The sequence below is a fragment of the Cyanobacterium aponinum PCC 10605 genome (assembly GCF_000317675.1).
GTDB lineage: Bacteria > Cyanobacteriota > Cyanobacteriia > Cyanobacteriales > Cyanobacteriaceae > PCC-10605.
Genome location: NC_019776.1, coordinates 4063265 through 4085514 on the forward strand (window position 1 = coordinate 4063265; position 22250 = coordinate 4085514).

Annotated in this window: 22 protein-coding genes, 1 tRNA gene and 1 CRISPR repeat array; of the genes, 14 read left to right on the forward strand and 9 right to left on the reverse strand. The window is 35.0% G+C overall.

Going from position 1 to position 22250, the window contains the following annotated elements; all coding sequences use genetic code 11:
• Nucleotides 1–141: 141 nt before the first annotated feature.
• The 4 genes from tatC to CYAN10605_RS17105 all read right to left on the reverse strand — a co-directional run bounded on the left by tatC (nt 142) and on the right by CYAN10605_RS17105 (nt 4170).
• The gene (gene tatC, locus CYAN10605_RS17090) at nt 142–909 is read right to left on the reverse strand and encodes a twin-arginine translocase subunit TatC (protein ID WP_015221197.1); all 768 of its coding nucleotides are present in this window, start codon (nt 907–909) and stop codon (nt 142–144) included.
• 272 nt (nt 910–1181) lie between these two features.
• Entirely contained in the window at nt 1182–1685 is a 504-nt protein-coding gene (locus tag CYAN10605_RS17095) for a late competence development ComFB family protein (RefSeq protein WP_015221198.1), read from the reverse strand.
• A 71-nt stretch (nt 1686–1756) separates the two neighbouring features.
• On the reverse strand, nt 1757–3559 hold the full coding sequence (gene proS / locus CYAN10605_RS17100) for a proline--tRNA ligase (protein ID WP_015221199.1): 1803 nt from the start codon (nt 3557–3559) through the stop codon (nt 1757–1759).
• A 539-nt stretch (nt 3560–4098) separates the two neighbouring features.
• Nucleotides 4099–4170: transfer RNA gene (locus tag CYAN10605_RS17105), tRNA-Val, on the reverse strand.
• A 45-nt stretch (nt 4171–4215) separates the two neighbouring features.
• Here CYAN10605_RS17105 and CYAN10605_RS17110 point away from each other — a divergent pair.
• The 3 genes from CYAN10605_RS17110 to CYAN10605_RS17120 all read left to right on the forward strand — a co-directional run bounded on the left by CYAN10605_RS17110 (nt 4216) and on the right by CYAN10605_RS17120 (nt 7289).
• Complete coding sequence (locus CYAN10605_RS17110) at nt 4216–4782, forward strand: metal-binding protein (protein ID WP_015221200.1); 567 nt, start codon at nt 4216–4218, stop codon at nt 4780–4782.
• A gap of 85 nt (nt 4783–4867) precedes the next feature.
• On the forward strand, nt 4868–6703 hold the full coding sequence (feoB, locus tag CYAN10605_RS17115; RefSeq protein WP_015221201.1) for a ferrous iron transport protein B: 1836 nt from the start codon (nt 4868–4870) through the stop codon (nt 6701–6703).
• Nucleotides 6704–6953: 250 nt separating this feature from the next.
• Complete coding sequence (locus tag CYAN10605_RS17120; protein WP_015221202.1) at nt 6954–7289, forward strand: antibiotic biosynthesis monooxygenase family protein; 336 nt, start codon at nt 6954–6956, stop codon at nt 7287–7289.
• Nucleotides 7290–7377: 88 nt separating this feature from the next.
• On the opposite strand, the gene CYAN10605_RS17125 is transcribed toward CYAN10605_RS17120, so the two are convergent.
• A complete protein-coding gene (locus tag CYAN10605_RS17125; protein WP_015221203.1) occupies nt 7378–8034 on the reverse strand; it encodes an FMN-dependent NADH-azoreductase in 657 nt (218 codons plus the stop codon).
• Between the two features lie 340 nt (nt 8035–8374).
• Here CYAN10605_RS17125 and gcvA point away from each other — a divergent pair, with 340 nt between their 5' ends.
• From gcvA to tnpB, 7 genes are all read left to right on the forward strand, one after another.
• Nucleotides 8375–9277 carry a transcriptional regulator GcvA gene (gene gcvA / locus CYAN10605_RS17130; RefSeq protein ID WP_015221204.1) on the forward strand — a complete coding sequence of 301 codons (903 nt, stop codon included), beginning with the start codon at nt 8375–8377 and terminating at the stop codon, nt 9275–9277.
• A gap of 162 nt (nt 9278–9439) precedes the next feature.
• On the forward strand, nt 9440–9922 hold the full coding sequence (locus CYAN10605_RS17135; RefSeq protein ID WP_015221205.1) for a cupin domain-containing protein: 483 nt from the start codon (nt 9440–9442) through the stop codon (nt 9920–9922).
• A gap of 523 nt (nt 9923–10445) precedes the next feature.
• Nucleotides 10446–11196: direct repeats of the CRISPR family, unit length 37 nt; unit sequence GTTCGATTCCACATTTACCCCGTAAGGGGACGGAAAC.
• Nucleotides 11197–11245: 49 nt separating this feature from the next.
• Complete coding sequence (locus CYAN10605_RS17140; protein WP_015221206.1) at nt 11246–11503, forward strand: HNH endonuclease; 258 nt, start codon at nt 11246–11248, stop codon at nt 11501–11503.
• On the forward strand, nt 11500–11829 hold the full coding sequence (locus CYAN10605_RS17145) for a hypothetical protein (protein WP_015221207.1): 330 nt from the start codon (nt 11500–11502) through the stop codon (nt 11827–11829). Before CYAN10605_RS17140 ends, CYAN10605_RS17145 begins: the two co-directional genes overlap by 4 nt.
• A gap of 106 nt (nt 11830–11935) precedes the next feature.
• The gene (locus tag CYAN10605_RS17150; protein ID WP_041922569.1) at nt 11936–12193 is read left to right on the forward strand and encodes an HU family DNA-binding protein; all 258 of its coding nucleotides are present in this window, start codon (nt 11936–11938) and stop codon (nt 12191–12193) included.
• Nucleotides 12194–12195: 2 nt separating this feature from the next.
• Nucleotides 12196–12354, forward strand: a complete 159-nt coding sequence (locus CYAN10605_RS18955) for a hypothetical protein (protein ID WP_155084367.1) — start codon at nt 12196–12198, stop codon at nt 12352–12354.
• A 172-nt stretch (nt 12355–12526) separates the two neighbouring features.
• The gene (gene tnpB, locus CYAN10605_RS17155; RefSeq protein ID WP_015221208.1) at nt 12527–13720 is read left to right on the forward strand and encodes an IS200/IS605 family element RNA-guided endonuclease TnpB; all 1194 of its coding nucleotides are present in this window, start codon (nt 12527–12529) and stop codon (nt 13718–13720) included.
• Nucleotides 13721–14172: 452 nt separating this feature from the next.
• Here tnpB and CYAN10605_RS19235 read toward each other — a convergent pair whose 3' ends face one another.
• Nucleotides 14173–14568, reverse strand: coding sequence for an HNH endonuclease (locus CYAN10605_RS19235; protein WP_051018168.1), 396 nt, complete (start codon nt 14566–14568; stop codon nt 14173–14175).
• Between the two features lie 111 nt (nt 14569–14679).
• Nucleotides 14680–15708, reverse strand: coding sequence for a dual-specificity RNA methyltransferase RlmN (rlmN, locus tag CYAN10605_RS17165; protein ID WP_015221209.1), 1029 nt, complete (start codon nt 15706–15708; stop codon nt 14680–14682).
• Between the two features lie 237 nt (nt 15709–15945).
• Here rlmN and CYAN10605_RS17170 point away from each other — a divergent pair, with 237 nt between their 5' ends.
• From CYAN10605_RS17170 to CYAN10605_RS17185, 4 genes are all read left to right on the forward strand, one after another.
• A complete protein-coding gene (locus tag CYAN10605_RS17170) occupies nt 15946–16935 on the forward strand; it encodes a DnaJ C-terminal domain-containing protein (protein ID WP_041922570.1) in 990 nt (329 codons plus the stop codon).
• A 213-nt stretch (nt 16936–17148) separates the two neighbouring features.
• Nucleotides 17149–17403 carry a SemiSWEET transporter gene (locus CYAN10605_RS17175; RefSeq protein WP_015221211.1) on the forward strand — a complete coding sequence of 85 codons (255 nt, stop codon included), beginning with the start codon at nt 17149–17151 and terminating at the stop codon, nt 17401–17403.
• 3 nt (nt 17404–17406) lie between these two features.
• Nucleotides 17407–17703: a hypothetical protein gene (locus CYAN10605_RS17180; RefSeq protein ID WP_015221212.1), complete on the forward strand. Its 297-nt coding sequence runs from the start codon at nt 17407–17409 to the stop codon at nt 17701–17703.
• A gap of 33 nt (nt 17704–17736) precedes the next feature.
• A complete protein-coding gene (locus tag CYAN10605_RS17185) occupies nt 17737–18102 on the forward strand; it encodes a hypothetical protein (protein ID WP_015221213.1) in 366 nt (121 codons plus the stop codon).
• Between the two features lie 449 nt (nt 18103–18551).
• Here the strand turns inward: CYAN10605_RS17185 and CYAN10605_RS17190 are convergent, their stop codons facing one another.
• The gene (locus CYAN10605_RS17190; RefSeq protein WP_015221214.1) at nt 18552–20951 is read right to left on the reverse strand and encodes a DHH family phosphoesterase; all 2400 of its coding nucleotides are present in this window, start codon (nt 20949–20951) and stop codon (nt 18552–18554) included.
• A 105-nt stretch (nt 20952–21056) separates the two neighbouring features.
• The gene (locus CYAN10605_RS17195) at nt 21057–22226 is read right to left on the reverse strand and encodes a homocysteine biosynthesis protein (protein WP_015221215.1); all 1170 of its coding nucleotides are present in this window, start codon (nt 22224–22226) and stop codon (nt 21057–21059) included.
• Nucleotides 22227–22250: the final 24 nt, after the last annotated feature.

Here is a 22250-nt window from a genome sequence, read left to right on the forward strand (position 1 = left end):
ACCACGAATACTTACTACTTATTTATTACTTGTTTCCCCCTTTCCCCTCATCACCTCATCCCCTCATCCCCCCATCCCCTAACACCTGCAACCTGCAACCTGACACCTAACCTTATCGGATATTCTTAAACCGAACTGGGGTTATTTCCCAATCAACTTAACCATACCAATACCACCAAAATATAACATTAAAACTGCACCACCAAGGAGAGATTGAGTTAAAGGGTCTGTAGAAGGAGTTATAACTGCTCCTAAAATCAACGAAGCCAAAATCACAATTCTCCAACCTGATAGCATTTGTTGAGAGGATACTATACCTAGCATACCCAAGAGTAGTTGTATGACTGGTATTTGAAAAGCTAAACCAGTGGAAAACATCAATAGTAAAATAAACTTAAAATACTTATCAATTGACCATAATTGTTCCACCACATCACCACCGTAACCAATAAAAAATTTCAAAGCGGCGGGAATTAAAACATAATAAGCAAAGGCTAAACCAGCGAAAAACAGAATACTTGAACCGAATACCACTGGAGCTAAAAATCTTCTTTCTTTTCTAGTTAATCCGGGTAAAACAAATTGAACTATTTGATAGAGAATCACAGGGGCGGCGAGAATAATTCCTGTATAACCTGCTACTTGAATAGAAACAAAGAAAAACTCTCCGGGTGCTAACTGTAGAAATTTAACTCCTTGGGCTGGAACTTCTAACCAAGCTACGATAGTTTTAACAAAAGCAAAACAGGCGATCGCACTTAATAGTACAGCAATTAAACTAACAAAAATCCTTTGTCTTAATTCTTCAAGATGATCAAAAAAAGACATTTCCGCAGGATTAGGAACTTCATCCCAATATTCAGGAGAATTTTTATCCTGAACCGAATTTTCTAATTGCTGAGTGGTCATAAGTATTGGTAAAGATATTGATCAACTAGGATAAATTAAGCAAACTTGATTTTATCATATTAGCATGATGATAGGGGTTCAGGATTGAGAGTTCAGAGGAGAGGGATATGAGGTGATGAGGTGAGGGGCGAATGGCCATTCTCCCGTACAGGTATTCAGGGTTTTTAATTCTTAATTCTTCATTCTTAATTCTCAACTATCTGCCTTTGCCCATTGCTTTCCCCCCTCTCGAGGGGGGATAAAGGGGGGTTTGCCCTTTTGTAATGGAAGAATTATTGATTTTCCTGCCAGTAATAGTACAGTAAATAATAAAGTTTTACGACCTCTTCGGCTGATACACTGTTATAAGTGATGTTGGTAAGAAAAGCCTCCATAAAAGAAATAATCCAAGATAATTCGGTTTCAGGCAGAGTATCTTTGGCTTGATAAACGGCACTCCTAGCTTCATCAAAAATATCCTTCTTATCTTCTTCGATAATAGGAGTTGAACGTCTGAGAGGGTCTCTTTCTACGGCGGCAAAGGCTTGGGATACGACAAAAGATATTTTCTGTTTTAACTCTCTTTTTTCTTTTATTCTTCTTCTTTGTCTCTCTATCCCCTCTATGGATGAAGCATAATAGCAAGGGAGTCGATTAAGGGCAAAAGTGGCAACCTCCAATAAATTGATATAGTCTGCACTTCTACTCAAAGCCTTATTATTTTGCAGTTGAAATTCAATCTCTTCTTGCACAAAGGCTTCCATCACATTTTTATAAGTTTGCGGTTCAGATACCATGATTTTTCTGATTGAGGACAAATAGTATTTGACACGGATAGAGAAGGGGATTTTGTCTTTCCCCTTTTTTATTATGAGTTATTGTTGATCATTTCTGATACTATTTTGACGATTTCTTCCACGGGAATATCTTGAGAGTTTTTCGTGCTTCTTTCCACTAACTCGACTTTTCCATCTTTGAGAGATCTTCCTGTTACGATACGATAGGGAATACCAATTAAATCTGCGTCTTTGAATTTTACCCCTGCCCGTTCGTCTCTGTCATCTAAGAGAGTTTCTACCCCTGCTTGATTGAGGTTGTGATAGATTTCCTCGGCAACTTTTACCTGTTGTTCATCAGTAATATTAGGAATAACAACTATAGCATGATAAGGGGCGATCGCAACTGGCCAGATTATACCGTCTTTATCGTGGGACTGTTCAACGGCAGACTGTGCCAAACGAGATACCCCAATACCATAGCAACCCATGACAAAAGGCTTTTCTGTGCCATCTTCGGCGGTGTAGGTTGCACCCATTGCCTGAGAATATTTTGTGCCGAGTTGGAAAATATGCCCTACTTCGATACCTCTAGCGGTTTGTAAAGTTTGTTCCTGATTATGTAAAGCGCGATCGCCTACTTTGGCTTTACGAACATCAACGGTTAACTTAGGTAAGGTAAATTGTTGTCCCCAATTAGCCCCCACAACGTGATACCCTGTTTCATTACTACCAGTGACAAAGTTTTCTAAATTCACTACCGTTTCATCTGCTAATCGTAAAAATTCCCCTGCAACCTCTTTATTTTGAGCAATATAATCGTCACTTAAATCAGGAGCAATATAGCCTAAAGGTAAGGGTTTTTCTGCCCATTTTTGTTGAGCATTCTCATCGGGAACTGTTAAACTAAGCACGGTATTAGCATTATAATTAGAAGCTAATTTTACTAATTCATTAGTTAATTTAACTTCATTGACATCTTGATCTCCTCTAATATGTATTAAAACTAAGACTATTTTTCCTGAATCGTAAACAGCTTGATAAAGAACATTTTTAACAATATTTGTCGCAGAACATCCCAAAAATTGACAAACTTTTTCGATGGTTTCCGTGTTAGGAGTGGCTTTTTTCTCGTAGCTAGTAAAAGGAGATGCAACTTTATCCGCAGGTAAAGAAACGGCTTTTTCCACATTTGCAGAGTATAAACCATCTTCGGTATAGAGAATTTCATCTTCTCCCGCTTCTGCTAATACCATAAACTCCTGAGAACCAGAACCGCCGATCGCACCTGAATCAGCTTCTACGGGGCGAAAACTCAAGCCACAACGAGTAAAAATATTTTTATAGGCTTGATCCATATCATTATAGGTATTTTTCAGGCATTCTGGAGAAGTATGGAAAGAATAACCATCTTTCATGATAAATTCTCTACCACGCATCAACCCGAAACGGGGGCGAATTTCATCTCTAAATTTCGTCTGAATTTGATACAAATGGACAGGTAATTGGCGATAAGATTTGATCATATCACGTGCGATCGCAGTTATAACTTCCTCATGGGTAGGCCCCAAAGCTAATTGACGATTTTGTCTATCTGTTAGGGAAAACATAATACCTTCCGCTTTTGTATAAGTATCCCAACGCCCTGACTCTTGCCATAAATCCGCAGGTTGCATTTGGGGTAATAAACATTCTTGCGCCCCTGTAGCGTTCATTTCCTCGCGCACAATCTGACTCACCTTTTGCAAAACTCGCCACATCAAAGGTAAATAACTATAAACACCGCTACCAATACGACGAATATAACCCGCCCTCAATAATAACTTATGACTTTTAATTTCTGCCTCCGCAGGATCTTCGCGCAGAGTGGCAAATAACATAGAAGATAAACGCATAACTATAATAATTTAGCTTATAAACAAGCTCTTATTATACCCAAGTTCGATACTAGAATATTCGATTTGGCTAGGTTTCAGCTATCTGGCAGTTTAAGGGCAGATTTTAAGTTTAATTTTCTGAATATTGATACCCGATTTAGACACTAAATATCAGGGTTTAGCTAATTAATTAGACTTCTTCAATGATAATGTTTTAAGGGCTAAAGTCTTTACTACGACGCAAAAAAAAATAATGACTCTATCACTTCTCGTCGTGTAAATTATTAATTAGGGTAGGCAAGAGGCAATAGGCAGTAGGGGATTATTAAATAATAACTTATAAACTTTCAGTTTTTATTTTACTATAAACACTATTCAATAAAGGTCATGGAAGTCCTGTTTCTATTAATTTATCAGAACCACAGCCTAAAGAGCCAAAATAATTTATGGAGATATTTACTGAAAAAACTCTTGAAAAATAATAAAATTGAGACTTATTTAATTAATCTAACAATTTGTTAATGTACAGGATAAATAGTATTATAACTTTTTAAATATGGGCGATACTGGATTTGAACCAGTGGCATCCTGCTTGTAAGGCAGGCGCTCTACCGCTGAGCTAATCGCCCTCAACTCACATTTATATATTATAGCTAGTCTTTAAAAAAAATGCAATGCCTTCGGGAAAAATTCACGATCAAATTACTTGGTTTTGTTTACCTCTTGTTATCATTCTCTTTTTTATTGTAACTAAATCCTTATTATTAACTGCTTTGGGGGGTTTTGGATTTATTTTTAGTGGTTTGATGTTTGGCCCTGATTTGGATATTTATTCGATACAATTTCAACGTTGGCGTTTTTTTCGCTTTATTTGGCTACCTTATCAAAAAACTTTAAAGCATCGTTCTATTTTTTCTCATGGTTTCTTATTGGGTACTCTTATTCGAGTAATTTATTTGAGCTTGATATTATTCATACTAGCAATTTTAGGAGTTGCGATCGCACAGTTAATATTTGGTTTTGGATGGCATTGGCAAAAATTCATATTTAACAGCTATGGAGTGTTGAAAAATAACTATTGGCAAGAAGTATTATCATTATTTATAGGTTTAGAGTTAGGAGCGATGAGTCATTACTTAGCCGATGACATTGGTAGTAGATGGAAATCTCATCAAAAGAAAAAGCCAGTTTCTCGGAAAAAAAACAAAAAAGTCGTCAAGAAGACTTCTCGTAACAAATAGTAGGGAATGGGGAGTAGGGAGAATTAAGAAATCTTTTAAAACCTGACACCTCTCAATTGTACATTATTAATCATTAATTGTTTTTATGTCTTGTCATTCTGCTACCACGAAAGTTTTACCAAATTCTCAAAAGCGTATTGCCGTAATTGGACAACCGAATACTGGAAAATCAACCTTTTTTAATCGTTTAACTGGGAGTAATGCTTCTGTAGGCAATTGGTCTGGTATAACTGTGGATTTACTACAGGCAGAAATTAATCTGAATAATGAAGTGGTGGAAGTGGTAGATTTACCCGGTATTTATGATTTTAATGGCTTTTCTGATGATGAAAAGGTGGTGCAGAGGTTTTTGGAAACTTTTCCCCTCGATTTAGCTATTATTATTATCAACGCTACTCAAATTGATCGCACCTTAAGATTAATATTAGAGATGAAAAGGTTAGGATTACCTTGCGTCGTAATGTTAAATATGGCAGATGAAGCCAAACGCTATGGAGTAGAAATAAATCACTATCAACTGCAAGAGATTTTAGGGATACCTTGTTTTTCAATTAGTGCCAAATATGGTAAAGGTTTTACCCAAGCTGTTAGGGGCATAGAAAAGGCACTATCCACCCAAGAGGATTCTTTCATTCTTAAAGATATTCATGATTTTCTCTCCACGAATCCTGTAACAGAGACAGAAATTAACTCAATTTTGGAGAAAACCGTCAAAGTACCCCCTGAAGAAATTAAAACGATTACGGATAAACTCGATCGCATTTTACTTCATCCTATTTTCGGAATACCACTTTTTTTTATTTCCATGTTAGGAATATTCTTTCTAATTTGGTATCTCGGTTTACCCTCTCAAGACATTATGGGAAATATCACCGATTGGATTAGTGGGCAAATTATCGAGCCAACTATTCAACCACTGCCCGAAATAGTGCAAAATTTTCTCCTCAATGGAGTTTGGTTAGGTGTAGCAACTGTAGCTTCTTTTGTACCTTTAATCGTTCTCTTTTTCTTTGTAATGGCGGCGGTAGAAGATAGTGGTTATCTAGCTCGATCAGCTTACCTCATGGATGCTTTAATGGAAAAATTAGGGCTAGATGGTAGGGCTTTTGTCATGCAAATGATGGGATTTGGCTGTAATGTTCCTGCTTTAATGGGTACAAGAGTAATTCGATCGCAACCTATGCGTTGGTTATCAATGTTAATTATACCTTTTGCCCTTTGTTCTGCAAGACTAGCAGTATTTGTTTTTATTATTGCCGCTATTTTCCCTTCCAATTTAGGACCGATTATTCTTTTTTCTCTCTATTTACTAAGTTTTATTGCTAGTTTTTTTGTTGCTTTTGTATTTAGTAAAACTAAAGAATTTCAAAGTCAAGAACCTTTTATTATTGAACTTCCTCCCTATAGATTACCCACTTTAAGACAAGTGCTATTAAGGGGATGGGGGGAAGTAAAAGAATTTTTGCGAAGGGCAACTAACTTTATTATCATCGGGTGTGTAGCAGTATGGTTTTTAACTTATTTTCCTGAAAACAGCATAGGATTAGAGACATGGGGAGGACAACTAGGAATTTTATTACAACCTATTATGCAACCGATTGGCATTGATCCCTATTTAACTTTATCTTTAATTTTTGGCTTTATTGCTAAAGAAATTGTTGTGGGTTCATTTGCCACGATTTATGGTTTAAGTTCATCGGCATTAACTCAACATATTGCCCTAACTATAACTCCTGCGGCGGCAGTTTCTTTTTGTGTCTTTTGCTTATTATATACTCCTTGTTTATCCACCGTTGCCACCATTAAAGCAGAGTCCAAATCGACAATTTTTACTTTATTTTCTTTGCTTTTTTCTCTAGTTTATGCTTGGATATGTGCTTTTATTTTCTATCATCTGGCACTAACATTATTTCCTATTTAACAATAAATTTAATGTAAATGGTAGAACTATTTAACCTGAGTTTTGGATAAGCTGAAAGCATTATTTTCTCCTAGTCGGAAAACCTTATAGCTTCTTAGAAGTAACAATAAAATTGCCTTAACCCGAACTGAAGTCAGTTTAGGTTTATTAAACCAAATATAACTCCTTTCGCACCTAAGATAATTAAAATAATAACTCAACTATCTTGAGATAAAATTATTAGTTATTAGTTAAAGCAAAAGATAAAGTCATGTATTCGAGTGCATTTATTTTTGAACCGGGAGAATATGATGAGCAGTTTTATTTTTTGGACAATCAAATACATGAAGCCGCCGCATCAGTAAATGGGTTTCTTGGGAGAGAATCATGGGAATCAATAGATGGAAAAAGAAAGAATGCCATCTATTATTGGGAAAGTATGGACGCACTAAAAGAATTTTCCAGACATCCAAAACATATTGAGGCTAAACGTCAATATACTAAATGGTATAAAGGGTTTCATGTTGTCATCTCTGAGGTTAAGCACTCCTATGGAGATGGTAAATTAGAACATATTACCCCCAATGATAGAGCAAAGAATAGTTAACAGAAAATGGGGAATTTCAGCTTCTAGCAAAACTGCTCGACATAGAAATCAACAATGAGATCAATTATCTTGTCTGCTAATATTTTGATTATTGATCTCCAATTTTTTGAATTAACTGTTGTACAAGTTTTGGGATTTTGCCATGAGCATCTTCTACAGATTTTTGGTGTCGGGCATCTCCAAACTCTTGATATTCAACACGAATAACATAATGCTCTGTAACGCCCATTAATTTTGAGGCTGTGATGATAGCTGTATCCAGATGATTCTGAGAAGCATTAGCCTCCCCAAACCCAAATCCTCCTTCTCCACAAGAAGCTAAAATCACCAGAATTTTATCAGTTAGAATCGGCTCAATAGGTTGTTCTCCTCTGGCAAGATCAAATGAAAAAGTGCGTCCAATGCGAATCACTTGATCAATCCAAGCCTTGAGCGAGGATGGCATTCCGTAATTATACATAGGCGTACCAATTACAATAATATCTGCGGGTTCTAATTCTTCCAATAATTCATCTGACTCTCGTAGAATAGCCACTTGTTCAGGTGTTCTTTTATCCAATGGTGTAAAAGCTGAAGCAATCCATTCCTCACTGATGGCAGATGGTGGATTAAGTCCTACATCACGTTTAATCCAAATATCATTAGGACGAGACGCTGACCAGTTTTGGTAAAAAGCATTAGTTAATCCTCTACTCAAAGAACGAGTAACCCTAGCACTTGCGTCAATCTGTAGAATTTTTGTCATAGTTGTTTCCTCAAAATAAAGAATACGATCAAAAACAAAGTAAAAAATTGCACTCCAGTTAGAAGTGACAAGATATAAACACTATTTATCTAAGCCAATAAAAATTGCATAGATATTCCCATTCAGTGATGACCGCACCACCACTTTTATGACTGCTTATTCTGAAAGACGAGATGAAATCAGAATGATTTTCTTGGTTTAAAAAAGTTTATTACTGTAAATGTTTTTGATACCTTTTTTTGTCTTAATTAACAGAATAGTGTAATTTTCAGAGATATGCAAAGTTAATTTACTCAGGTTAAGATGAAAAAAATTCATCTACATTAAATACACACAGAAAATGCTTAGGCGACAACTTTATTCTCTCAATGGGTTGCAATCATTTGAGGCTGTTGCAAGACATCTAAGTTTTCAAAAAGCGGCAGAGGAATTAGATGTTACCTCCACTGCAGTAAGTCACCAAATCAAAAAGTTAGAAAAGGAGCTAGGTTTGTTACTATTTCGACGACGTCCGCGTCCCTTGACTTTAACACCTGCAGGAGAATTACTTTTTCCTAGAGTTCAGAAAAGTTTAGATGTGTTGGATAATGCTATTCTCGAACTTAGACAGATTAATAATCCCACAGAGTTAACGGTAAGTGTCTTGAATGTTTTTGCGTCTAAGTGGCTTGTTCCTCGTCTCAACGATTTTCAAAGGCGACATCCAGATATTGATGTCCGATTGCAAACATCTAATACTGTAGTTGATTTACAAGCTCGTACTGTTGACATCGCCATTCGTTATGGTCAAGGCAATTATTCTGGATTAGAAGTTCATCATTTAATACAGGATCAGTTCACTCCAGTTTGCAGTCCAAAACTATTTGCCCATAAACAAAATTCTATTACACCAAAAGAAATCTCTCAGCATACGTTAATTCATTTTGACTGGTTAAACTACGGTTCAGAAGCTCCTAGCTGGAAAAACTGGTTGGCAAAAGCAGAACTTAGTGAAATTAATGCTGATAAAGGATTAAAATTTGATGACGAAAATTTAGCAATTCAAGCTGCGATCGCAGGTCAAGGTATAGCATTATGCAGTAGTATTCATGTTCAAGACGATGTCAAAATGGGTTTTTTAATCCAACCCTTTGATATTACGTTACCCGGATTCATTTACTCAGTTGTTTATCTCAAAAACCATCCAAAAAAGGCTTTTATTCTCCAATTTGTGAGTTGGTTAGAAGAACAAACGTATATTTGAGTAGCCGTAATTTCTTTTGAGAAAAAAATACGAGCCTGACTTTCTTTATACAAAGAGCCGTACCCGAATAAATTTCCGATCAAAAAGTGGTGTTAGTTGTCAAGTTATGAGTTGATGCCTACTATTAAACTAAGAAACAAGAGTCAAAAACCTTAGAACATTATGGAAGGCAAAAAAACTTTTATTTTAAGGGCGGCAGAAATTGCAGACAGTATCCAAACTTTTTCTCACCCTTGGAACTCAAAATCTGAAATATCTGGAGTCTATCTTGGACGTACAGTTGGGTTAAAGCGTACTGGAGTTAATTTTGCGAGGATTGCCCCAGGTAAGGAGTCTTTTGTTTATCATTCCCACTATCGGGAGGAAGAATGGATTTATATTTTATCAGGTAGGGGTATTGCAGAAATTGACGGCGAGGAATTTGAGGTGGGTTCAGGAGATTTTATGGGATTTCCGACTCCTTCAGTCCCTCATCATCTCAGAAATATAGGGGATGAAGATTTAGTGTATTTAGTGGGGGGAGAAAATCTGGAAGTGGAAGTTGCTGATTTTCCACGTCTGAAAAAACGGATGCTCCGTCGTGGAGATTCAGTGGAGATTTATGATACTTCTGATGCTAAACCTTTTGGGGTATTAGATGAATAGGTGTGTATTGAAACTGCTAAGGTTAACCTAAGCAAAAGGGTAAAGGCTTTGTTTAGGAATAAATTGCGATCGCACTTAATGTAATAAATGATTTTCTGTAATGTTGTGACTAAATTGATTATCTTCGGCAAAAGCTACTAACCATTCTTTTAAATTGCTATATCGCAACTTATCTTTTACTTGTTGTCTTACCGCAATGGCTTGTTCCTGTCCAATAATAATTGACTATATCCTGAAAGAATAAAATTAGTAGTTTATTTGTTGTAAAGAAAAGTAACAAGGGGTTGTAAAAATGTCGCAGTTAGTAAATAATAGTTAGAGTTAGATTTTAAGGTTAATAAGTAAATAACTGAGTGTTAATGCTTAACTTCACTTTTTAATTGTGCTTATTGCCGAATAAACGTCTAAAACAAGTTTTTTTACCTTGATAATTTAATATCATTAAGAAATGTAAAGAACTACTTTGTAGTTTTTCGCAGACAGTTTGTAAAAGCTATGTCTGACAAGGTTTCTAACGGCTAGGGTTCGATTCCACATTTACCCCGTAAGGGGACGGAAACTTTACTTAAGTTTGCGGAATCTCCTTATATTGGTGGGGTTCGATTCCACATTTACCCCGTAAGGGGACGGAAACACTAGTTCCTTAGCTTCCGTTTGTTTTGCATCGACGTTCGATTCCACATTTACCCCGTAAGGGGACGGAAACCTTTCGCTTGAAATCCCAAGAACTCTGCACACCCTGCAAAGGTTCGATTCCACATTTACCCCGTAAGGGGACGGAAACTTTCACCTGTCCTTTGATGCCAGAAAATACATAGTAGCGCGTTCGATTCCACATTTACCCCGTAAGGGGACGGAAACAAGTAGTAGCAAAATTGTAGAAAAATTTTCACTCAATGGGAGTGAAAATATCACTGTGTTCGATTCCACATTTACCCCGTAAGGGGACGGAAACTTCGACACTAATAGTTCTGTTTAATTCAACAGGGGAAGAGTTCGATTCCACATTTACCCCGTAAGGGGACGGAAACAAATCTAAGATAATGAGCAAAACCGTAATCAAAAGAGATGGCAGAAAGTTCGATTCCACATTTACCCCGTAAGGGGACGGAAACCCAACTACCGCTCAGTAATATGAAACTTAATCATAACTTCGTTCGATTCCACATTTACCCCGTAAGGGGACGGAAACTTCCCCAACGATTTTATCTACGGCTGCTTTAAGACGTGCAACGCGGTTCGATTCCACATTTACCCCGTAAGGGGACGGAAACGGCTCAGAAAAAAAAGCCCTACAATAGATACAGAATTAGAGATGATAAGATGAGCAGATATAGCAAAGATTGGAATAAGATTGCGTGTGCCATCAAACAAAAAGCCGATTGGAAGTGTAGTCAATGTGGTGCTGACTTCAAAAATAAATCAAGTAGAGGTAGTTGTCTGCAAGTCCATCACTGGAACCGAATACCAGAAGATAACAGACCAGAGAATTTAGTAGCCTTATGCAATATATGTCATTTAAAATATCATCGTGGCGGTAAAAGTAATATTCTTATCGGTCAATTATCCCTCAATCTATGACTTATCCTACTTGGTATCAAGAAGCGATCGCGCGAGGTATTGATTTTATTGTAATTGTTTACGAGAAAGCAGAAGGCTTCGTATTTTGTCCGAGCAACCTAGAAACAACTTTCCGTGTTGGCGGGGACTATGATGGTTCTTTTTATACTAATGGAGAAGGAGCATTAAGACATTATTATAATTGTCTAAATCCTGCATTTGAAGAAAAAATTGCTTGGTTTATTCCATTTGTTAATAAAATAGTTAATAAAGAAGATTTTTCCCTAGATGATTTAGAGTTAAATCATCACCCTATTAGAATAATTAAAGGTCGTTGGCCTTGGTAATAATAACATTTTCAACCAATATTTATATACGAGGACACTTTAGAAGATTTAGAAGTGGATATTGCCCAATATTTAGAAGAAAACAAAATTGATTGGAAAACATAAAATGTCAATTAATCAGAAAGAATTAGTAAAGCGTATTGCTAAAAAAATTAATCAAAAAGATGAAGTTATCGAAGAAATTGTTAATGCTACCTTAGACGAAATATATGATTGTTTAAAAGCTCAAGAAAGTGTCAATTTTAGGAATTTTGGAACATTTTATATTCAAAGAAAAAGAGATAGTACAGTGTTTAAATTTAATCCTTCTCAAAGATTGCGCAAGCTATTTGGTTGGTCTTCTACGTATAGAGGAGATATTTAATTGTGACTCCTCCCTACTGGCAAGAAGCTGTTATTTTTCTCCATCAGCAAGATAAAATTATTAGTCAATTAGTAACCTCATATCCTCAACAACCTCTGAAGAATAATCATAATAATCCTTTTGAGACTCTAGTTAAAGCAGTCATCGGACAGCAAATATAAGATAGATGAAATATTAACCCGGGGATAGGGGTTTGCTATCGGGGCGAATTCACTTCGTCCCACAGCCCCTCATGTAAACGAACCAATAAAGAAAATCTAGCGATAGCGAGTCCTTAACAAAATAGACAATCTATGCTAAGATAAGGTAGTAGTAGTTAAATTAAAGTGTTAAATGTTAAAAGCATACAAATATAGAATCTATCCTACTGATGAGCAAAAGGTCTTACTGGCTAAGACTTTTGGTTGCTGTCGGTGGTTCTATAACTTTGCTTTAGATTTAACTAACGAAACTTACAAAGCGACAGGAAAAGGTTTAAGCCGTGATGAAATAATCAATAAACTACCACAATTAAAGAAAGAGAAGGAATGGTTAAGTGAAGTTCCATCTCAGGCTTTACAACAAGTAGCTTTAGACTTAAGTAGTGCTTTTCTTAACTTCTTTGAGAAACGGGCTAAATTTCCTAAATTCAAAAAGAAAGGAAATAAACAATCAGTACGATTCCCACAAGGAATTAAACTTGACGGTGATTACTTGACTTTACCTAAATTAAAAAAAGTTTACTGTAAGGTATCTCGTTTACCAGAGGGTAAGCTGAAATCGGTTACGATATCGATGACTTCATCGGGCAAGTATTTTGCTTCTTGTCTCTATGATGACGGGCAAGACTTACCAGAGCAAAACTCAGAAGGTAAAGCAGTGGGTATTGATTTGGGAGTAAAAGATTTTGCCATTACCAGTGATGGTAGTAAATATGGTAATCTTAATTATTATCGTAAGTATGAGCAAAAGTTAGCTAAGAAACAGAAACGTTTAGCTAAGAAGCAGAAAGGCTCAAATAACCGTCATAAAGCAAGAAAAGCCGTTGCTAAAGTACATGAAAAAATAACTAGATGTAGAGAAGATTTTTTACACAAGCTAAGTCGTAAATTAGTGGACGAAAACCAAGTCATAGTAGTAGAAAATCTAGCAGTAAAAAACATGGTAAGAAACCACAAATTAGCCAAATCAATTAATGATTGTGGTTGGGGACAATTCTGCACCATGCTCAAATATAAAGCAGAATGGGAAGGAAAAACTTACATTGAGGTGGATAGATTTTTCCCTATTTCTAAAACGTGTAATCACTGTTTATATCAAGTAGATAGCTTAACTTTAGATATTCGTCGTTGGCAATGTCCTAAATGCGAAACAATACATGACAGGGATGTAAATGCAGCGAAAAATATCAGAGATGAAGGTTTACGAATTTTGGCGGTAGGGCATATCGCATCAGCTTCTGGAGAAAGAGTAAGACCAAGTAAAGGCACCGCTTTTGTAAGGCATCTTTCTGTGAAGGAAGAATCCCCCGTTACACCGCAAGGTTAACGGTGGGAGTTGTCAATTGTTAATAGAACAATATATTGAAGAACCCTATCTCGTAGAAGGATAGCGATTCTGAACTGCAATTACTTGTAATTCCCTCCACTATACACGAGGGTTGCTAGGCTGACTGGTACTTACCTTACTAGGTCATACATCCATCTAGGAAACCTAGACACCATGCCAATTCATGGTTAGCCGTGACTTTCGAGGAGACCCCCCGTAGATACCCGTTAACGGTATACTTTAGACATCTCCAATAATAGACATTTTAAGGGCTGAAGCCCTTACTACGAGCCAACGAAAAATAATTTATGGAGAGGTCTCTTGATTTTACCAAATAGGAATTGCTACTGCAATATTTTTTTGTTGGAGCGGGTAAGGTTTGAGAGTCACCTCTCTCCCCTCCCCTAAGAACCGTGCGTGACTGTTACCAATCACACGGCTCAAGCCTTACTTCAAGCCTTTGACTTGGATTTTGAATGTACCTGTTTATGACAAGCCTTGTGTAAATGTACAAGATTATCAGTGGAGTCTTCACCACCATACTTAACGGGTACTATATGATGGGTTTCTATTATTTGTTCTCCGTTGAATAAGTTTTCACCACATACAGGACATTTCCATTCCTGATTTTTAGCTATTAGGTAGTATTTACTCCCTTTTGCCCAATAGTTTTTACCCTGTTTAAGTTTGCGGTTATTCCAATATTCACGGAGTGAGGAATCATCTGGACTGGCATTGCCCTTAACTTTAATGTGTCTGATTATAGGTGTACTAGCAATGTTGTAAAGAATAAGATTTAATTCTTTTCCTTTTCTACAATTTTTGTGAACGGTACAAGGCTGTACCAATTCAAATGACCAGTTCAGGTCGCACGTCGCAATTCATCCCTACCTTAAAGAAGGATAGGGTATTCTTGCTCCCATTTAGATAAATTCTTTGAATTTTGGTGTGGGAGTATGTCACTTCATTTTACTGGCTCTTAATTGCCCACAAGCGGCATCGGCATCCAAACCACGAGAATAACGCACACTGACGGCGATTTTTTCCTGTTGTAATAACTTTTTGAACTGACTTACCCTTTCGGGAGAAGGACGTTGATAATCGGCTTCTGAGATGGGATTATAGGGAATGAGATTAACGTGAGTCTGAAAACCATGAAGATGTTGAGCCAATTCTTGGGCGTGTTGGGGTAAGTCATTAACTCCAGAAAGCAAAATATACTCAAAAGTTACCCTTCTACCTGTCATTTTGACATACTCTCGACAATCGGCTAAAAGTTGCTCTAGGGGGTAATGATTGGCACTGGGAATCAGTTTTTCTCTCACTGCCTGATTAGAGGCGTGGAGACTAACCGCAAAGGTAATTTGTAATTTATGTTGAGCTAATTCGAGGATTTTATTCGGCAAACCCACAGTAGATATTGTAAGCGATCGCGCCCCGATTCCTACGTCTTCATTGATAGATTTTATGGCTTTCACCACTTGGGGTAAATTAAGTAAAGGTTCACCCATACCCATAAATACCACATTAGAGACTCTTTCACCAAAATCATTTTGTACTGTCAAAATTTGATCAATAATTTCATGGGCGTAAAGATTGCGAGTAAAACCTCCTTTTCCTGTGGCACAAAAATCACAAGCCATGATGCACCCCACCTGAGAGGAAACACACACCGTTAATCTTTTGTCTGTGGGAATCCCTACGGTTTCAATAATTAAACCATCTGCTAATTTTAATAAATATTTACAAGTGCGATCGCTTGCTGTGCTACAATAATGAACTTGTGAACGTCCGATGATATTTTCTGCTTGATTTTCTCGCCACTGTTTCGGAAAAACGGTTATATCCATTAAAGATGTTGCACCTTTTTCATATAGCCATTGATAGAGTTGTTTGCCACGATAGGCGGGTTGCCCCTGATTTTCCACCCATGTAGTTAATTCTGATAAAGATTTTCCTAATAAAACTTCCTTTTCTTTTATTGCCATTTTCTCAATTATGAATAAAATTATAGATAGAAACTAAAATAGTGTTTTGATTTGTAGATAAAAACCCAGTGCTTTCTCGCAAATAGTTGTTTTTGATTTCGGACATCATCCCACTTAACTTTTTCAATCACTACATCTTTTCGACTATCCCCGACTTTTTTACAAGAAATAGTAACTTTATGTTATTTGTGATCAAAGTATAGAATATTATTTTAACCTGAGAAGAAAAAATCAACTATGCAAGGAATGGAATTCAAAGATTATTATTCAGTGTTAGGAGTAGATAAAAAAGCCTCTGGAGAGGAGATAAAAAAAGCATTTCGTAAATTAGCCGTTAAATATCACCCTGACAGAAATCCTGATAACAAAGCGGCAGAGGAAAAATTTAAGGAAATTAGCGAGGCTTATGAGGTTTTAGGAGATACGGAAAAGCGGAAAAAATATGACCAATTTATCCGTTATGGCAGACCCATGGGACAAAGAACTACAAGCAGAAATACAACGACTTGGGGCAATACCTATCAAACACGAAGTTCTAATGATATGGATTTTGATTTTGGTAAGTATAATAGCTTTGACGAGTTTATTGCTGATTTACTAGGAAGACCTTTTGGTAATACACGCACTCAAACTACTGGTTTTAGTGATTTTGGCGGTTTTAACACTGGTACAACTGCTAGTCAAGGGAGGGGAAATGATATTGAAAAAAGCATTACTCTTACCTATTATCAAGCCTATCATGGGGTACAGACAAAATTAGATTTAGGTTCAGAAATCGTTACTGTTAAAATTCCTGCGGGGGCAAAAAATGGCACAAAAGTCAGATTGAAAGGAAAAGGGCAAATTAACCCTATCAGTAATCATAAAGGAGATTTATATTTAAAGGTTGAATTAAAGCCTCATGATTTTTTCTCTTTTGAGGATGATAAGTTAGTGTGTGAAGTGCCAATTACTCCTTATGAGGCTGTTTTGGGAGGAGAAGTTAATGTGCCAACTCCTGAAGGGGAAGTTATGGTTAAAATTCCTGCGGGTATTCGTCACGGGCAGTCTTTACGTCTTAAAGGCAAGGGCTGGAGTAATCCAAAAGGGGGTAATGGTGATTTATTAGTGAAAATTGCGATCGCAACTCCTAAAAATATTTCTGATCAGGAAAAAGAATATTATGAAAAAATTCGCTCAATTAGTCAAGATGATCCTCGTTTGTCATTGAAAAATATCAAATTGTAATTAAAAGTTACGGAAAAGGGCAAAGGTAAATAGTTGATAATTAAGAATTAAGAATTAAAAATTAAAAACCCCTAACTCCTAAATCCTAACTCATTACTTGTTTCCTCCCAACAACCTCACACCTGCCACCTGAAACTTTTTTGAGAAATATTATTGATCATAACTACTGTAAAATAACTTCATTTATTAATAATTAATGTTTAATAAAAATATATGGAATGGATAACAATTATAGGTTTGATGGCTGGTAGTTTGACCACTATTTCTTTTTTGCCCCAAGCGATTAAAACTTGGAGAAGTAAATCCGCAAAAGATATATCTTTAGCAATGTTTCTTTGCTTTTGTTTAGGGGTTGTTTTATGGATTATTTATGGATTATTTATCATGGATATTCCTGTCCTAGTTACGAATATTGTTACCTTAATTTTAGCAGGTACAATTTTATTTTTTAAACTTAAATATAAGTAGTTGATGTCTTTAATTTTTATACTATCTTTTAATATATTTATTTGTGTAATTAATTTTTATTTATTATGGCAACTCATCAGAATCAAAAAATATTTAAAGACTCTGAATACTAGGCTAATTTATATCAATAAAAACTTACCTTTAATTATCAAAGAGGTTTCCTTATCTATTCTAACAACAGCTTTAGAAATCAAAAAAATTAAAGAAAAATATCGACGATTGAAAAATAATATTAGTAATGTTCAAAAAATACTAACTATCAGCAGAATTATTTATAAAATAGTTTATCAAACTAACTAATATATAGAAGTATTAAATATCAAAAAAAAATCCATGATTGAACCTAAATTTAAAAACGCCCAAGAATATGAATTAGCACAAGTATTAATGCAACCCATTTTTATTCGTCTCTTGGATAATATTCGTAAGGAGTCAGAATTATCTAATTATGATGTTAGTTATGAAGAAATTAATGAACCTTTTCCCAGTTATATTGTTGCTATTAAAAAGGAAAATAAAACAGAAAAAAATAATGTTTGGGAGTTATGTTTTCAAGTTTGTTTCAATAACTATTCAGAAAGCACTACTCAACCTGTAACAACTGATAAAACTCTTTTTGAAGAGGATGGACAGTTAAACTGGCAGACTTTAGACGAAAAAACTAAAACATTAGTTAAATCCCTCTTTAGTTCTAACTAATTAATTTGGCTCTATCACTTCTCGTCGTGATAAATTGTTCGTTGAAAAAGGGAAAAGGGGAAACCCCTCTGTGTCTCCCCTTAAAAGGGGAGAAAGGGAATAGGGAAGAGGGGATTTTAAAACTTAAATTTTATAAATTTTTATTTAACCTGAGTTTTGGATAAGCTGAAAGCATTATCCCGTAGTTAAAAAACCTTATAGCTTTTTAGAAATAAGAATAAAATTGCCTTAACCCGAACTGACGTTACACCCCAAAACCCCAAGCCCCTACTTCCCCTCTCATCCTCTCATCACTTTAACACCTGCAACCTGAAACCTGACACCTGACACCTATCCTTTTCCGATATTCTTAAACCGAACTGAGGTTATTTAACCTGACACCTGCTACCTGCCACCTGAAACCTTTTTAAGACATAATTTATCATAACCACACTCTGAAGAACCATTAACTAAATATGTTTCTGAAAATCTAAATATTCCTTTATTTTTTCTACTTTAACTTTATAAAAATACTCTTTTTGTAAATATTCTTGACTAATTATATCTTGAAAATTCTGCTTTGCTTCTAAATAATTTTCTGGAGGAAAAGTCTCCCATATTTTACTGAATATAATTTCTTCCGGCTGAATCCGAAAACTAACACCAATTAAAGGCAAAATATGACAAATTTTATTTAAGGATAAATCACTGATACATAATGTCTCTAATAAAGACTCTTTGTTAACGCTTTTTTTCCCTTGTAGGGATAGTTTAATAATGGTTAGAAATTGATGCCATAATTCTTCTAACTCTTTTTCTGATGGATGATTATAAGCTAGGATTAAACTACTTTTGTAAGGCTTAGGTGAAGCTGTAGATTCTGCGTTCGACGTAGCCCCACCTTCGGCGATCGCATCCTGATAACTACGATTAATTTCTGACCATTTAAGAGGGCATTTATCTATAATTTTACCATTAATATTTGCTAATTCATCTGTTTTTTTTGCTCGTCTATAATCAAGAATAGAAATGTAATTATTTTTTACATAAAATCTATTACTAGAATTACTTGGTTTTAAATCAATCACTCTTAAATAATAGATTTTCTCAGTACTTTTGAAGTGATATTGATACTCAATAGTGCCGATAATATCATAAGTTTTATCTTTTTCAAGATTATCTTTTTTTGCTCCCCACCAAATGGCTTTGAACGGAATATCACAACTATCATCTTCTATCCAAAACTCTAAAGTTAAATCTCTAGTGTAATTCTGATTTTTTCCTTTAAATTTATCATATTTTTTCTCAAATAAGTTATTAACATTACAGTTTTTAAGCATTATATTTACAGGAGGATTATTTATCGAATAAGGCTCAATAATTCCTATTTGTTGAAAGAGAATATTATTCAAATCAAATATAGTTAAAACTAGGTCTATATTAATGGTTTGCGAATTATGATAAATATTATTGTTAATTTTTTGACTAATCAATTCGGTTAAAATTGTAATATTTTCTTCTAATATAAAAAAACTGAAACCATCTGAAGATAATTTATAGTCAATAATCCAATCTTTTTGACTAAATACTTGTTCCCAATACTCAGAAAAAAAGCCATAAATAAAACCATAAAAAATATTATCTTGATCGTAATTAGATAAAATGATGACAGGTAATTTATATAAATTATAAGTATTTTTTGCAACTAGATTGATAATATTTACATTCCATTTGTTACCTTTAAAAATTAAATACTTGTGATTACTTAGATCCAGTAAATTAACCTGCTTATGTATATACTGTAAATATGTATAATTTAAGTCTTGATAACTAAAGTATGCTTTCTCGATTTTATTTATATAGGCGGAATTTTTATTTTTATCTTCATTAGTAATAATATTAATTATATTTTCAGGATTACTATACATTCCTATTAAAGTATTAAATTTCTCACTGATTCCCTGATAAGTATTTAAAGGATGATAACCATTTCTTTTGCATACCTCTATTAAAAGTTGTGTCCCAAAATTATGCTCTTTTTTTAACAAATTTATTCCTTTTAGAAGTAAGTATCGATTATTTCCCCATAAATCATATTTTCCTTGTAGCAAGTCTAAAGCGATTAACAATAATAAATTATTTAAGTTAATATTTTCAGACAAACGAGAAAATAACTTTTTAATAAGAAAAAATGCGATCACCGAAGGTGTGACTACGCCGAATGCGCCTCCAGATAAAGAATAATCAGGATGATGTTTTGGTAAAAAATGAGGATTAAGCCATGCACAAACCGGAGGTTTATCTACAGATAAAAAAGTATTGTCAACTATAATAATATCTAAGCCTAAACTATTAGCATAATTAATTTCTTGATAATTATTACTTCCCATTCCAGCACAAATAATTAATTTATAACCTTTATCTGCTAAGTTTTTAATTTCTGAAGAATTTAATCCAAATTTAGGATAATTTCTAGGAGAAAAATAATAGGATAATTGATTATCTTCTGCCCTAAAAATATTCTTTAATCCAGTAAATAGGATGGTAGTTGTAATAATACTATCGCAAGAATAATCTCCCCAAATAATAATTTTTTCTTGTTTCTCACTTCCTTTAATTAATCTAGCAACAGCAACATCAATTTCCTGCTCAAAGATAGAGTTATTATCGTGAATATATTGAGGGTTAAAAAAATGTTCTAAATCTTGTTTAGTACGAACATTTCTTTTCCATAATAATAAAGCTAAATATTTAATATCTTTTAGTTGATTTTGTTGTCGATTATTAACAATATTATTTACTTGAATAAAAAAGTCGTCTGGTATATTTTCATCAGGATTAAAACACCATAAAATACTACTTTTATACATGACTTATATTTCCACAATAATAATGAAGAATAAAAAACTTCTGATTTCAACTCATTACTCATTACTATTACTTCTTAACTTCTAAGATTACTCCCCAAACAGAAGTTAATTGACACCATCCTGAGAAATAAAAGTTGTCGATGAAGGTAAAGGAGAAACTGCTTCAGTCAAAGTAAATTTACCATCCAAAATCCACTGTTTTAAGGTTTCTGCTACCTGACGAGAAAGATAAAGACTAGCAACGGAAGCTACTTTAACTATTTGTCCTTCAATTTTGATTTTACCCTGTTTAAGTTGAGCATAATTGACTAAACCAAAACTAGGACGCACTCGGCGAGGAATAGAAAAGTCCATCACGGGAGCATAAATATCTTTATCTTCCACCGCACAATTTTCAACGATTTTTTCATTTAACACGGGGAAAGGAATCCCCACCCCTAACATTAAAGATGCTCCATAATTTTTAAAGTAGCAACCCCTCACCCATTTACGATCCATTTTTTTTGCATCTCCTACTAATGCTAAAGTGGAAGCAGGCCCAATAGGAGTACCATTAGTGCTTCTTTTTTGTAAGGGAAAATGTTGAGTACCCTCCCAGGTTATCATACCCTCTGCACCCCCTAAGAATATTTTTGTACCAATACCGATCGCTTCTAGGTAAGGATCATTTAAAAGAGGTGATAAAGCCCCGATATTAGAATAAACCGCATTACCTAAACGAGGCAACAAAGGTCCTAAATAAGTATATAAGATGCGATCGCCTCCATTCACCCCCACAATAAAATTTTGATACAAATTACGAGGATTATATAAGTAAAACTGATTTATGGAGTTAATATTAATCGTTGCATCGAAAGAAGCACGGGGATAACAATCAGTAACTTGTCCGATGGCTTTAACGGAAACAGAATTTCCCGCAATGAGACTTTCAATCACATGAGCCCCTCCCTTTTCAGGAATAACCGTATTTTCTGCATCATTGACATCAGGCAAAGCCGTTGCCCCCAAATAAAGATCCACAGCTCCAAAACCAGCATAGGCAGGAACACCATCTAACCAACAATGACGTATTTTCATGGGGGGATCGGTATGACCAAGATTTAAAATTGCCCCTGAAGACTCCATGGGTTCAAAAGTACCAGCACAAATTACATCGACTTTTTCATAAGTTTTCTTTATGCCTATTTTCTTTACTTTCGCTTTTAATTCTTCGATGGTGCAAACCCTTGCTTTTTTCTGTAGTATTTTTTCGTTAATTTCGTTAATAGTACGCATTATTTAGGTGTAGAGCTTTTGGTT

Excerpts from the sequence above, each read along its gene's own strand:
- tnpB (WP_015221208.1), top strand. The coding sequence starts at position 12,527 with ATGTTAAAAGCATACAAATATAGAATCTATCCTACTGATGAGCAAAAG.
- CYAN10605_RS17125 (WP_015221203.1), bottom strand. The coding sequence starts at position 8,034 with ATGACAAAAATTCTACAGATTGACGCAAGTGCTAGGGTTACTCGTTCT.
- CYAN10605_RS17190 (WP_015221214.1), bottom strand. The coding sequence starts at position 20,951 with ATGTATAAAAGTAGTATTTTATGGTGTTTTAATCCTGATGAAAATATA.
- proS (WP_015221199.1), bottom strand. The coding sequence starts at position 3,559 with ATGCGTTTATCTTCTATGTTATTTGCCACTCTGCGCGAAGATCCTGCG.
- feoB (WP_015221201.1), top strand. The coding sequence starts at position 4,868 with ATGTCTTGTCATTCTGCTACCACGAAAGTTTTACCAAATTCTCAAAAG.
- CYAN10605_RS17180 (WP_015221212.1), top strand. The coding sequence starts at position 17,407 with ATGTCTTTAATTTTTATACTATCTTTTAATATATTTATTTGTGTAATT.
- CYAN10605_RS17185 (WP_015221213.1), top strand. The coding sequence starts at position 17,737 with ATGATTGAACCTAAATTTAAAAACGCCCAAGAATATGAATTAGCACAA.
- CYAN10605_RS17120 (WP_015221202.1), top strand. The coding sequence starts at position 6,954 with ATGTATTCGAGTGCATTTATTTTTGAACCGGGAGAATATGATGAGCAG.
- CYAN10605_RS17110 (WP_015221200.1), top strand. The coding sequence starts at position 4,216 with ATGCCTTCGGGAAAAATTCACGATCAAATTACTTGGTTTTGTTTACCT.
- tatC (WP_015221197.1), bottom strand. The coding sequence starts at position 909 with ATGACCACTCAGCAATTAGAAAATTCGGTTCAGGATAAAAATTCTCCT.
- CYAN10605_RS17140 (WP_015221206.1), top strand. The coding sequence starts at position 11,246 with ATGAGCAGATATAGCAAAGATTGGAATAAGATTGCGTGTGCCATCAAA.
- CYAN10605_RS17095 (WP_015221198.1), bottom strand. The coding sequence starts at position 1,685 with ATGGTATCTGAACCGCAAACTTATAAAAATGTGATGGAAGCCTTTGTG.
- CYAN10605_RS17145 (WP_015221207.1), top strand. The coding sequence starts at position 11,500 with ATGACTTATCCTACTTGGTATCAAGAAGCGATCGCGCGAGGTATTGAT.
- gcvA (WP_015221204.1), top strand. The coding sequence starts at position 8,375 with ATGCTTAGGCGACAACTTTATTCTCTCAATGGGTTGCAATCATTTGAG.
- rlmN (WP_015221209.1), bottom strand. The coding sequence starts at position 15,708 with ATGGCAATAAAAGAAAAGGAAGTTTTATTAGGAAAATCTTTATCAGAA.
- CYAN10605_RS17150 (WP_041922569.1), top strand. The coding sequence starts at position 11,936 with ATGTCAATTAATCAGAAAGAATTAGTAAAGCGTATTGCTAAAAAAATT.
- CYAN10605_RS17135 (WP_015221205.1), top strand. The coding sequence starts at position 9,440 with ATGGAAGGCAAAAAAACTTTTATTTTAAGGGCGGCAGAAATTGCAGAC.
- CYAN10605_RS17175 (WP_015221211.1), top strand. The coding sequence starts at position 17,149 with ATGGAATGGATAACAATTATAGGTTTGATGGCTGGTAGTTTGACCACT.
- CYAN10605_RS17195 (WP_015221215.1), bottom strand. The coding sequence starts at position 22,226 with ATGCGTACTATTAACGAAATTAACGAAAAAATACTACAGAAAAAAGCA.
- CYAN10605_RS17170 (WP_041922570.1), top strand. The coding sequence starts at position 15,946 with ATGCAAGGAATGGAATTCAAAGATTATTATTCAGTGTTAGGAGTAGAT.